The sequence below is a fragment of the Grimontia sp. NTOU-MAR1 genome (genome assembly GCF_035758505.1).
Classification (GTDB): Bacteria; Pseudomonadota; Gammaproteobacteria; order Enterobacterales; family Vibrionaceae; genus Enterovibrio; species Enterovibrio marinus.
In genome coordinates, this window is the sequence record NZ_CP142108.1 from 1,739,677 (window position 1) to 1,753,611 (window position 13,935).

The window sequence follows — 13,935 nt, forward strand, 5'->3', positions numbered from 1 at the left end:
ATTTTTGTGACCTATGCACGACGCAAACGTTTGGGCAAACGATGCCACTCAGACGTTCAATGCAAAACAGGCTGTCGAGTTTTGCGTGGTGACGTGAATAACTTTCTCGATATTGACCCCTTTCAGACTGGCTAGAGCTTGTGCAATCAGTGGCAAGCGCTCCGGTAAATTCGGTTCGCCTTGGTAACCGTAAACAGGCATATCAGGCGCATCCGTTTCTAAAACCAAGTTGGAGAGTGGAAGGTTTCTCACCGCATTTCGGGTCTTATTAGCGCGCTGGTAGGTGATGGTACCGCCGATTCCCAGCAAAAAACCGCGCTTGATATATTCGCGCCCAATCTGCTCACTGCCGCTGAAAGCATGAAGAATACCCTTCACTTTCGGAAAATCATTAAGTAGCTGCAACAGTTCATTGTGCGCTTTGCGGCTATGAAGAATCACGGGAAGCTGATATTTCTCTGCTAACTTGAGTTGTTCCGTCAACAATCTTATTTGTCGCTCTGGGTCGGCATTCTCTATCGCAAAATCCAGCCCACACTCGCCAACCGCAACCAATCCTTTCGGCGCGTCAGCCAAAAACGTATCCAGCTTCTGAATGTCTGCGTCCTCATGCGATGACATCCAAACAGGATGCAATCCAACCGCGTACGAGATCTCAGGAAATGCCTCAGCCAATGTTGCGACCCTCTCCCAGTTTTCTGTCGACACTGCGGGAACAATAAGCTGACGGACGCCAGCAGCCAACGAGCGCTCTATCCAAGTTTCGGGGCTTTCAGTAAACGGCGGAAAATCAAAATGGCAGTGGCTATCAATCATTGCGGTAAAGGTTCGTGGGTAACTTCTATCTTTATAAAGGATACAAAAAAGCCGCCCCGAAGGACGGCTTTCTTTCATATCTTGTGATTAGTGCTCACGTGTTGCACGGAAGCTCACATCAGGGTGACGCTCTTGCGTCAGGCTCAGGTTCACCATGGTTGGCGCAATGTAAGTCAGGTTATCACCGCCATCCAGTGCCAGGTTGGTTTGGTTCTTGCGCTGGAAATCATCCAGTTTCTTCGCATCACCACACTCCACCCAACGCGCTGTCGCAACGTTGACTGGCTCATAAATCGCTTCCACGTTGTATTCAGACTTCAAGCGTGCAACAACAACATCAAACTGAAGCACACCCACCGCGCCGACAATCAGATCATTGGATGTCATTGGGCGGAATACCTGTACCGCACCTTCTTCAGACAACTGTACCAGACCTTTCAGTAATTGCTTTTGCTTCAGTGGGTCACGCAAACGGATACGGCGGAACAGTTCAGGCGCAAAGTTTGGAATACCCGAGAACTTCAGATCTTCACCTTGTGTGAAGGTATCACCAATCTGAATAGTACCATGGTTATGAAGGCCAATGATGTCACCCGCGAAGGCTTCCGCCGCACGGGCACGGTCGCCTGCCATAAAGGTCACCGCGTCAGAGATCGACACCATTTTACCGGTACGCACATGCTTCATCTTCATACCCTGACTGTACTTGCCAGACACGATACGCATGAATGCAATGCGGTCACGGTGTTTAGGGTCCATGTTCGCCTGAATTTTGAACACGAAGCCAGAGAACTTTTCTTCACCCGCTTCAACAGCACGCTCATGAGTTTGGCGAGACAAAGGTGCCGGAGCCCACTCGGTTAAACCGTCCAACATGTGGTCAACACCGAAGTTACCCAGTGCAGTACCGAAGAAGACAGGTGTCAGCTCACCGCTAAGGAAAAGCTCTTGATCGAACTCATGCGAAGCACCCAGCACCAGTTCAAGCTCCTCACGCAGTTGCTCTGCCAGACTTTCACCGACCGCTTCATCCAACTCTGGGTTATCCAGGCCTTTGATGATGCGAGAGTCCTGGATGGTATGGCCCTGACCTGTTTGATACAGGATCGTTTCATCACGGTGGATATGGTAAACGCCTTTGAACTCTTTACCACAGCCAATCGGCCAAGATACCGGCGCACACGCGATATTCAGTTCACTTTCCACTTCATCCATTAACTCCATTGGGTCACGGATGTCACGGTCAAGTTTGTTCATAAAAGTGACAATCGGCGTGTCACGCAGACGGGTCACTTCCATCAGCTTACGGGTACGATCCTCAACACCTTTTGCCGCATCAATAACCATGAGGCATGAGTCAACCGCCGTCAGCGTGCGGTAGGTATCTTCTGAGAAATCTTCGTGTCCCGGGGTATCAAGCAGGTTAACCAGACAATCATTGAACGGGAACTGCATCACCGAGGTAGTGACCGAAATGCCACGTTCTTTTTCCATCTCCATCCAGTCAGACTTCGCGTGCTGGTTTGAGCCACGGCCTTTTACCGTGCCGGCTGTTTGGATCGCGCGTCCGAATAAAAGCACCTTTTCAGTAATGGTGGTTTTACCGGCATCCGGGTGCGAGATAATCGCAAACGTACGACGCTTGCCGACTTCTTGCTGAAGTGGAGAGTTTGACATGCTTAAGCTTTTCCGCGTTAAACAGCGCGCAGGCATTAGAACGGAACTGCACGCAGTGTAGATGAATTCAAATCGGCGGGTATTTTGTACGATCTCGGGTTGAGACTCAACGATAGCCCGAAAAATCCTTCATTTATGCTCAGAGAGAGACAATTTCGCTCCAAAAAACAAGCTTCTAAGCTTTACACCAAAAGCGTCCAATTATTGACACACTCACCTTCACACCCGGTCACTTTTTTAAGTCACTCTCACTATAGTGAGATAAAGCTTTATTCCTCATGAAGATAGTTAGTGACGATGATTATAGGAATTTACACTTACCGTCACTTTTTTGTCGTTTTTTTAACATCACTCTTATAATCAATCCGTTTGGGTTGTAATATACATGATACTTATGTGTCTTTATTGACACAAAAATCATAATTTACCTTTCGCAGGAAGAGATTCATGGATTCGATTATCACCAAACAGGCTGCAAAAGTAATTTCAGTAAACGGCAATGCATTCATCAAAGTGAACGGGAAAGACGTCCCCATCGCTGAAGTTTTAGACCTTAACGCCGGCACTGAAATCTTTATACCTGAGGGTGCCAACGCCCTTCTATCGCTTGAAGATGGCACTATGCTCCCAGTTGGTAAACAAGACTCACCTGCACAAGATATCTTAGGCTCACCGCTTGATGACGAAATCGCCGCTATTCAGGCATTGATTGAAGGCGGTGTCGATCCGACAGAAGTACTGGAGGCAACTGCAGCAGGAGGAACACCTTCAAGCTCAGGCTCGCAAGCGCCAGTAGCTATCGCTCGCATTGGTGAAGAGACTATTGCTCAAGCAGGTTTTGATACAGCAGAGATTGCACGTGGACCTAACACATTTACGCCTTCACAAGCCGAAGTAACCCAGGTAAATCGTGATATCCAACCTGAAATTGTTGTTCTCGCACCAACATCACCAGTTAGCGAAGGACAACCAGCTGTTTTTACCATCTTTCTTGCTTTTGAAGGGCAAGCAGTAAGTCTGACAAGTAGCCTGACATTGAATCTCCAAGCTATGACCGGTGGGAGATTCAGCGCCGAGTCAGAAGATCTAGGCGAGCTTGAATACTTTGATGGTACGTCATGGCAACCAATTGTTGGCGGACAAATCACATTACCTGCTGGGCAAGGAAGTATTCAGGTTCGTGTAAATACGGTTAATGAAGACGGTACACCAGTTTATGAAGGACTGGAGAATTTTGGTCTTATCGTATCGGAAGTAGTGATAGGAACCTCCCCTGTACTAACTAGTAATGGCGAAACAGGTGTTATTGGGGAAGCCAGCGTTGTTGATGATGGAAGTGGTTCTGTAACAGAAGGCGTTGTGTCTGATGATGATCGCCCAACATTGACAGTTTCTGACGCAGGAGAAATTAGTGAAGGAAATGACGCTGTATTTGTTGTGACACTCTCCAACCCTGTTGATGGAAACCTTAGCTACAAGTTTTCTCTACAAGACACCGACATTGAACGTGATGATATTACGGGTGTAACCATTAATGATGGGGAACCTCTAACTTCAGAACAAATTGATTTACTTTTCAGTGGTGACCTAGAGCTAAATATTGATGGCTTCGACACGCCTTTCAACGTTGTTCTAAATACAAATCCAGATTCAGTTTTTGAAGGTGATGAGAGCTTTGAATTAAATGTCGAATCTGTAGTCGGTGGTCAGGTTATTTCTGACAATGGTTCAGCAACCATCTCCGATGACGGCGTGATCGGCGGCGAGCCAGGCGGCGACTCGGATACCCCAACCCTGACTGTCTCCGGCGGCGGCGAAGTCAACGAAGGCAAGAACATTGTCTTTGATGTCAAACTCACCAAAGCGGTCGACGGCGACGTCACCTACGCCTTCAGCCTTGGCAATGCACAGATTGATGCTGACGACATTGAAGGCATCACGGTCAATGGCACACAAGTCGACATCGGCGCGTTCCTGGCCGGTAACATCACGGCCGCTATCGATGGCAGCCAGCAAAGCTTCAAGGTGGTTATCGACACCAAGGGCGACAAGGTGTTTGAAGGTGACGAGAGCTTCACCCTCAACGTGTCGGCAGACACCGGTATCACAGTCGACGGCCAGAGCGGCAACCTGATCCTGAATGGTGATGCCAATGCAACTGTTTCCGACGACGGCACCACCCATGGCAAGCCGGGTAACGACGACCGTCCTGAGCTGACAGTCACCGGCGGCGGCGAAATCAACGAAGGCAAGAACATTGTCTTTGATGTCAAACTCACCAAAGCGGTCGACGGCGACGTCACCTACGCCTTCAGCCTTGGCAATGCCCAGATTGATGCTGATGACATTGAAGGCATCACGGTCAATGGCACACAAGTCGACATCAGCGCGTTCCTGGCCGGTAACATCACGGCCGCTATCGATGGCAGCCAGCAAAGCTTCAAGGTGGTTATCGACACCAAGGGCGACAAGGTGTTTGAAGGTGACGAGAGCTTCACCCTCAACGTGTCGGCAGACACCGGTATCACAGTCGACGGCCAGAGCGGCAACCTGATCCTGAATGGTGATGCCAATGCAACTGTTTCCGACGACGGCACCACCCATGGCAAGCCGGGTAACGACGACCGTCCTGAGCTGACAGTCACCGGCGGCGGCGAAATCAACGAAGGCAAGAACATTGTCTTTGATGTCAAACTCACCAAAGCGGTCGATGGCGACGTCACCTACGCCTTCAGCCTTGGCAATGCACAGATTGATGCTGACGACATTGAAGGCATCACGGTCAATGGCACATCGGTCGACATCGGCGCGTTCCTGGCCGGTAACATCACGGCCGCTATCGATGGCAGCCAGCAAAGCTTCAAGGTGGTTATCGACACCAAGGGCGACAAGGTGTTTGAAGGTGACGAGAGCTTCACCCTCAACGTGTCGGCAGACACCGGTATCACGGTCGATGGCGATAACAGCTCACTGGTACTGACCGGCAACCAAGACGCGACCATCTCTGACGACGGCAATGATGGCACCCCGGGCAATGGCGACGATGACGACGACCGTCCTGAGCTGACAGTCACCGGCGGCGGCGAAGTCAGCGAAGGCCAGGACATCACCTTCAATGTCGATCTGTCTAACAAGGTCGCGGGCAAGGTCACTTACACCTTCGGTATCGACCAAGACGGCGTCGAGCGCGGTGACATCACCGGCATGACCATCAACGGTAAAGCATTGACCACTGATGACATCGACGATGTCTTTGCCGGCACTTACACCCTTGATATCAGCGGCGGCAACACCAACTTTGACGTGGTCTTCAACACCCGTGATGACCAGCGTTTTGAGGGCGATGAAAGCTTCACCCTGAACGTGTCGGCAGACACCGGCATCACGGTCGACGGCGATAACAGCTCACTGGTACTGACCGGCAACCAAGACGCGACCATCTCCGATGACGGCGTGATCGACGGCAAGCCCGGCGGCGATGATGACCGTCTGACTATTTCAATTGAGGGCAATAAAGAAGTTAGCGAAGGCAAAATCGCCTGCTATAAGATCACTCTGGACGGCCAATCAGATAAGGAAGTTACGTTCAAACTCGCATTGACAGAAGGCACAGCTGACTCTGATGACTACGGTAACGTCACTGTCTATTTCCTCAACACGTACAATAAGTTCGAGGCTATTACTCCTGACGCTGACGGTTACTACACTGTACCGGCTGGAGTGAATCAGTTACTAGCTTATGTCGATACGAAGCAAGACCATGTATTTGAGGGCGATGAAAGTTTCACTTTGACAGTGATTCCAGGAGAAAACGTTAAAGGCATTACTGATAACAAGTCTGCTACTGCGGAAACAATCATATCCGATGATGGCCAAATCAATGACAAGCCAGGCGGTGATGACGACCGCCCAACCCTGACCGTTGCAGACGCCAGCGAAGTGGCCGAAGGCACCAATGCCACCTTCGATGTGGCGCTTGGTAACGAGGTCAAGGGCGATGTCACCTACACCTTTACGCTATCAGGCAACGGCGACAACGCCGCTGACATCAGCAGAGATATTGTCGGCCTGACCCTGACCAATCAAAACGGCGACGCGATTGACAGTGTAACCGTAACGATGAACCCGGATGGTACCTACTCTGCCACCATCGATGGCTCTGTGACCGACTTCAAGGTGGTTGTTGAAACCCATCAAGACAGTGCATATGAGGGAAATGAAGGCTTCAAACTTGACGTCAGCACCAACACCCCTCTGGCCACAACTGGCAACGACACCTCCGGCGTCGCAACCATCATCGACAACGACAACCCGCCTGTCGCCATTGATGACTACAAGGAGTCCAACACCTTGTTCCAAGAGTCCTTTGAGTTCGGCAACGGCTCAAAAGGCTGGGTCGTGGTTGATGAATTCAATGGCTGGAACATCACAAATGGCCTAGAAATTCAGACTGGGAACGTTGGAGGAAGCACCGCTTCTGATGGAAGCAGTCACGCAGAACTCGACAGCCATGGCGCGTTGACATCTGTTGAAATCAGTCGTGTTCTCGACTCAGGTGACGGCGTGATTGCAGGTCAACCCTATACGCTGACTTTCGATTTCAAACCACGCCCACGTCACGAAGATGATAGCGACATGATTTTCACATTTGGTGATTACAGCTACAAAGTTATCGTCAGTGCTTCAAAAAACATCTCTTTTGAAGCACTGCAGGAAGGCGCTCCCGTCATTACCTCATCGTCCGCTGGAAATGGTTGGACAACAATCTCAGTAACCTATACCGCACAAGATGACGCGGAGATTAAGCTTGCCTTTGCCAATGACGATGAAACCACGAATAACGACACCTTCGGTGCTTACATCGACAATATCGAAGTCAACGGACCACAACCGTACTGGGTCAACAACAGTGATGCAGAAGGCATTTTCATTGCCTTTACCTACATAGCGCATAATGATACCGATGCGGATGAAGGTGACACGGTTTCTGTCTGGAATAAAGACGACCTAGACAGCTTTGTGTTGGTGCCAAGCGAGGCTGGATCGATCGAACTTAGGGACGATGGACAAGGCTTGGTATTCAAGCCAAATCCGGATTATAACGGCCCTGTGCAAATCGAATATTTTGCAACTGACGGTACCAACAAGTCGTTGGAGTCTGCAGACATTCACATCTATGTGAATGAAGTGAATGCCAACGATGATGGCACAGGCTTGGTGTTTGAAACCTCTAGCGACGATGGTTGGCAGAATCTTGATGGCAACGGCATTCTGACCATTAGTGCGGTTAAGATCGGTGAAAATGGACAGCGTGTGCCACAAGGGGATTTAGTCACAGAAAACTCCGAGCATGTGCATGATAAACATGGTATCGGTGTGGCCGATGAAGCCCGCGAAGGTAATGCCGGCGGTGTCAGCTATCAGGTCGAGTATGATCACGGCACGAACGCCTCGGAAGCGTTGGAGTTGATTCTCACCTCAGCAGCAGACAAGCTGGAGATTGGCATTGCCCGTCTCTTCCAGAATGAGCACGGCCATGGTAACCATGAAGTTGCCAAATGGACCACGTATGGCGAAGACGGACAAGTTATCGCTACCGGTGAATTCAATTTTGGCGACAGAACCAGTGGTAAAGGTGTCATCACCATTGAAGCCGAAGGCATCTACAAAGTTATTCTCGAAGCATTGCCACGTGTCAATGAAGCCGACTCGGGCAAAACCAGTGGTGACTCATCTGACTTCACCATCACCTCTGTGGCGGTATACAGTGAGCAGGCCAAGTACACAGTTACAGAGACGGAAACGCTAGATTCGACAAGCACAGTACAAAGCTCGTTGCTGGACAACGATGGTGATCCCGAAGGACACAGTTTCAAAGTCACTGAAATCAATGGCGAACCACTCGGAGAGTTTGATGAAGAAGGCTACGCCAAGGTCGAATTTGACGAAGGTACGCTCTACATCAACGAGGAAGGTGAATTCCGATTTGTGGCCAATGATCAGGCCGACCTCCTTGAAGGTCAGTCAGAGCAGTTCCAGTTTGAATACACCATTACAGACAGCATAGGCGATGTAGATACGGCCAAGGTGATCATTCAAATTGATGGACTGGATGAAGCGCCAGAGTTGCAATTGAGCACGGACTCGGTCGTTGTCGATGAAAGTCTACTTGATCCGGCGGGTAGTGCGACAGCAACTGGCTACTTTGATGCCACGGATACTGGAACAGCATCAGCAGATCTCATTGCAGCACTGAGCACATCGGCTTCGTTGACTACCGCAAACGGCGAAAGCATCAACTGGGAATGGGATCCAAGCAGCTTGACGTACACAGGTTACACTGGGCCTGTGATCACCCCAGACTCCACTGTGATGACAATTACGTTGGTGAAGCCAACTAGTGACAGCAACACCTGGTCTTACGTAGTCAATCAAGAACAAGCTGTACGTCATGAAAGCGCGAACGATGATCAGCAAGACATCATTTTCGATCTGTCAATTTCTGACGAAAAACATACTGTGTCGCAACCTATTACCGTGAGCATTGTGGATGATGGCCCCGCCATCAGTGCTCGTGAGCCAGTCACGACAGATGGCAATGGCAGTGACAACAGTGATTTCCCCCTCGTGGATGTCGCTATTACCACTAAGCTACCTTCCCAAAGCGGCCTGTTGGATGTTGACTATGGCGCAGACAATGGAGCGGAGCTGAATCCGTTGATGCTGGCTCTGACCGGAATCACCTCTGGACTCACCAGCAATGGTCAGCCGATCAGTGTGGCTATCAGTCAAGGTGACATCGTTGGAACGGCCAATGACGAGCATGTGTTCAGCATCACTCTGGATACCAGCACTACACCGCCAAGCTGGGTACTAACGCAACACAAAGCGATTGATGGTGATGATGGCGCATTCAGCTTTAATGTGGTGGCCACGGATAGAGATGGTGATACCGCCTCCGTCACCTTGACAGCAACCTTAACTGGGTCAAGCGTTCTACCACCGGATGCATCAGGCCTTGGTGCTGATGATACTATCAGTATCGCAACAACCATAACTGGTGACGGTAACTCTGTGGTCTATCTTCAGGCCGGTGCGTTCCCGACCGGTTCTGGGGAAAGTTACACCGAAGAGGCGTTAAAAGGTGCAGGCTGGACAGACTCACGTCATGACTGGGATATCTCTCAGCCTGAAGTGTACGTGGACTACGACGAAGCGACTGGCGCATATATCCATGGTGGTGGCGGCAACGACAACATCATTGGCGGCGCAGGTGATGATATCATTCGCGGCGGTACTAACGGCCACGGCAGTTCCGGTGCCACCGCAAACGGCCGCGAAGGTGACGCCTTGGAAGGTGGGGCTGGCTCAGATACCTTCCTGTGGTTGAAGGAGGATTTGGTCAACGAAGGAACAGTCGGGAATTACGATCACATCACTGATTTTATCGGCGATTTTAATGCTGATGAAGACAGACTAGATTTGTCTGATCTCGTGTCTGTCACCAACGGTCAGTTGGATAACCTGACGGTCAGCTATGATGAACACGGTCAACTGAAGCTCTCTATTGCTGTTGAAAATGTGCAGGGTGACACCGATGGCTGCGTCACACAGCACATCGTTCTGGAAAAAACCAGTCAGAGTCAAGTGGACAACGTCGGGTTGGATCCCTCTGAGCCAAGTGGTGTGGAAATTAACACCATCATAAATGGGGAGAGCGCGACACTAACCATCACTGATAGCGATGGATTTGCCGGCACAGATGTACCCAGAATTACCATTGATTTTGACCATAGTTAAGCCTCTAGAGGCATCAGCCATTCGGCTGATGCCTTATTTATCCCTTTGGATTTTATTATTATTTTTATAAAGAGAGAAATAGGTGACTGACGCAGCGATTGCCGAACGCAAGCCGCAGCAATGGCGCATTAGTGCGTCAACGCAAGCGGTAGACGACCCGTTGTTAGATTGCTTGGTCTTTTTGACTGAGCACTATGGATCGCCGTGCTCGGGGGATGCCTTAACGGCAGGTCTTCCGATGACAGACGCACTGCTGACACCGGATTTATTTCCTCAGGCGGCAGCCCGTGCTGGGTTGACGGCCAAGCTTTCTCGCAGGCAATTAAAAGCAATACCAAAGCTCTTATTGCCTTGCATACTTCTTTTGACTGACAAAAAATCCTGTATTCTTCGTGAGATAAACACCAACGAAAGCACGGCGCTAATCCAAACGTCTGAAACTGGCGGAGAAGAAGAAATCTCCCTTGCAGACCTGGAAGCCATGTATACGGGCTACACGTTTTTGGTTAAACGCCAATACCGTGGTGACAATAGCGTCGATCTGCACCTTCATGACACCAAAATCCATTGGTTCTGGCAAACCGTCAAAGATGCCTCGCCCATTTATCGCGATGCGCTGATTGCCTCCGTACTGGTCAATATTTTCGCGTTGGTTTCACCACTGTTTGTCATGAATGTCTACGACAAAGTGGTGCCTAACCTTGCGTTTGAATCACTTTGGGTGCTGGCAACCGGTGCGTTGATTGCCTTTAGCTTTGACTTCCTGATGAAAAAAATGCGCTCTTACCTAATTGATATTGCAGGTAAGAAAGTCGATATCATTGTGTCTTCTCGACTGTTCGCTCGCCTTATGGGGGTCCCACTTGAGAAGCGAGCAAAAAGTGTCGGCGGTATGGCGAAGCAGCTTAGCGAATTTGACGGCATCAGAGACATGCTGACCTCTGCCACCATCACCACCTTAGTAGACTTGCCGTTCGCGCTTTTCTTCCTGTTTGTGATTTATATATTCGCTGGTGATTTGGCAGCCGTCCCTGTCGTCGCTGGCATTCTTATTATCGGCTATGCCCTACTGGTTCAGCCAAAGCTCAAAGCTGCTATTGAAGAATCAAACAAATATGCCAGCCAAAAGCATGGCCATTTGATTGAAAGTCTCTCCGCACTGGAAGGCATCAAAGCCAATGTCGCGGAAGGCATAGTTCAAAAGAGCTGGCAACAGATGACCGCTCACACGGCAAACTGGAACCTTAAGGTGAAACAAATCACCAACTCGGTTTCCTATTTTGCTTCTTTTATCGTTCAGGTCACCTCTGTCGCCGTTGTTGTGCTCGGTGTTTATCGCGTGGCAGATGCGCAAATTACCATGGGGGGGATTATCGCGGCGGTCATGCTTTCAAGCCGGGCCGTGTCGCCAATGGCGCAACTGGCAGGTCTCATGAGCCGCTGGAATCAGACACAATCTGGTATGCGTCAGCTCAATGCCATGATGGATCAGGAAGATGAATTTGCGGACAAAGGCCACTTGGTTAGCCGCAAGCGCCTAAAAGGTGATATCTACGCAGACAATATTGGTTTTAGCTACCCAGAGTCAGAAAAACCAACCCTCCACCCCACCAGCCTGACCATCAACGCTGGCGAAAAAATTGCCATTCTGGGTAAGAACGGCACAGGTAAAAGTACCCTTATCCGAATGCTATCAGGCCTTTATCAGCCAACGGCAGGCAGCTTGCGATTTGATGGTGTCGATGCCAAGCAAATTCACCCAGCAGATCTGCGTCGCAATGTGGGCTATCTGGCACAGGATGTAACGTTATTCCACGGTACGATACGCGAAAATATTATGTTTGGTACAAGACAGGTGACAGAACACCAGTTAATCCGTGCCACACAACTGTCCGGCGTAGGAATTTTTACATCACAGGACAGCGAAGGTCTTGATAAGCAAGTGGGCGAGCGTGGCGAGGCACTTTCCCGTGGTCAGCGACAATCTGTCGCACTGGCTCGTGCTCTGCTCAATGACCCGCCACTACTCATCATGGACGAGCCAACAGCAAGTCTGGACGCGCACGCCGAAAATCAGTTTATCAATTCAATGAAGTTTGCTGCTAAAGAACGCACGCTGGTGATGATCACCCACAAAATGGCGCTGCTGCAACTGGTCGATCGCGTAATCGTGATGGACAAAGGTCGCATCGTGATGGACGGTCCGAGAGACAAAGTGCTGGAACGTTTGAATGGCAATGCAGGAGGTCAACGTGACTAACGCTATCAAGCGTGACGACATTGAAATGACCGATGACGTCTATGGCGCCATGTTAACGGATGCACCAGTACGATACCGCCTGGTGATCTGGGGCGTATTTGCTTTCTTCGCCGCAATTATCACCTGGGCGGCATTTGCTTCTTTAGACCGTGTCACACGTGGTGAAGGTAAAGTCATTCCCTCTTCCCAGGTGCAACTTATTCAAAGTCTGGATGGCGGCATTTTACAAGCCATGTATGTGCAGGAAGGCCAGTTAGTCAAGCAAGGTGAACCTTTAGCCCGCATTGATGACACCCGCTTCCGCTCTGACTTTGCACAGCAGGAAGAAGAAGTTTCCAGCCTGCGTGCGAACATCATTCGGATGCGAGCCGAACTTGATAGCATCACTTTGAACCCAATAGCGCCGACTTGGCGTGAACAAATTCAAGTCGCCATTAAGCAAATAACCTTTCCTGACAAATTAGAAAACTCAGAGCCTGAATTGGTTTCAGGGCAACGACAAGAATACCAAGGTCGCCTTCTGGATCTCAAAAATCGCTTGGAAATTCTTGCTCGCCAGATTCTTCAAAAACAGCAAGAAAGCCAGGAGATAGACTCAAAAATCCGCACACTTTCAGATAGCTATGGGTTAATTACTCGAGAGCTGAAGATCACCATACCGCTAGCCAAAAAGGGCATTGTATCGGAAGTTGATCTACTCAAGCTGGAGCGTCAGGTGAATGACCTTAAGGGTGAACTCAATTCACTACGTTTGATGCAACCCAAAATCAAAGCCACTGTCGATGAAGCCATTTTGAAACGCCGTGAAGCTGTGTTGACATTCAGCAATGAAACACGGTCAAAAATGAGCGAGCTGGAAACCCGGCTTTCCCGCTTGAACCAGGCCCAGGTGGGTGCACAGGACAAGGTCGACAAAGCCGTGATCACTGCGCCAGTGACAGGCACCATCAAAACCATTCATATCAATACCCTTGGCGGCGTCGTGCAGCCGGGTGTTGATTTGATAGAAATCGTCCCTGCTGAGGATCAGCTTCTTATCGAGGCCAAGATCGCACCGAAGGATATCGCATTCCTGCATGCGGGCCTGCCTTCCGTCGTTAAGGTAACAGCATACGATTTCACTCGCTATGGGGGTCTCGACGGCACGTTGGAACACATTAGCGCAGATACCACGCAGGACGAAGAGGGTAACAGTTTTTATCTGGTTAGGATCCGGACAGAGAAATCCAGTCTGGAGAAAAAGGATGGCAGTGAACTGCCGATCATCCCAGGCATGTTGACCTCAGTGGACATCATTACTGGAAAACGAACAGTACTGGAATACCTGCTTAACCCAATTTTGCGAGCAAAAAAATCCGCTTTACGTGAGCGGTAAATAATAA

Annotated in this window: 5 protein-coding genes; 3 read left to right on the forward strand and 2 right to left on the reverse strand. The window is 49.9% G+C overall.

Annotated elements, in window-relative coordinates; translation table 11 throughout:
* Positions 1 to 48: 48 nt before the first annotated feature.
* Complete coding sequence (locus tag VP504_RS08025; RefSeq protein ID WP_325893769.1) at positions 49 to 816, reverse strand: TatD family hydrolase; 768 nt, start codon at positions 814 to 816, stop codon at positions 49 to 51.
* Positions 817 to 903: 87 nt separating this feature from the next.
* Entirely contained in the window at positions 904 to 2,493 is a 1,590-nt protein-coding gene (gene prfC / locus VP504_RS08030; RefSeq protein ID WP_325893770.1) for a peptide chain release factor 3, read from the reverse strand.
* Positions 2,494 to 2,940: 447 nt separating this feature from the next.
* Between prfC and VP504_RS08035 the strand changes: the two genes are divergently transcribed.
* From VP504_RS08035 to VP504_RS08045, 3 genes are all read left to right on the forward strand, one after another.
* Positions 2,941 to 10,293: a retention module-containing protein gene (locus VP504_RS08035; protein ID WP_325893771.1), complete on the forward strand. Its 7,353-nt coding sequence runs from the start codon at positions 2,941 to 2,943 to the stop codon at positions 10,291 to 10,293.
* 82 nt (positions 10,294 to 10,375) lie between these two features.
* Entirely contained in the window at positions 10,376 to 12,553 is a 2,178-nt protein-coding gene (locus VP504_RS08040) for a type I secretion system permease/ATPase (protein WP_325893772.1), read from the forward strand.
* Positions 12,546 to 13,928: an HlyD family type I secretion periplasmic adaptor subunit gene (locus VP504_RS08045; RefSeq protein ID WP_325893773.1), complete on the forward strand. Its 1,383-nt coding sequence runs from the start codon at positions 12,546 to 12,548 to the stop codon at positions 13,926 to 13,928. Before VP504_RS08040 ends, VP504_RS08045 begins: the two co-directional genes overlap by 8 nt.
* The last annotated feature ends 7 nt before the right edge of the window (positions 13,929 to 13,935 follow it).

What these genes read in the sequence shown, in the direction of transcription:
- VP504_RS08025 (WP_325893769.1), bottom strand. Translation starts at nt 816, where the DNA reads ATGATTGATAGCCACTGCCATTTTGATTTTCCGCCGTTTACTGAAAGC.
- prfC (WP_325893770.1), bottom strand. Translation starts at nt 2,493, where the DNA reads ATGTCAAACTCTCCACTTCAGCAAGAAGTCGGCAAGCGTCGTACGTTT.
- VP504_RS08035 (WP_325893771.1), top strand. Translation starts at nt 2,941, where the DNA reads ATGGATTCGATTATCACCAAACAGGCTGCAAAAGTAATTTCAGTAAAC.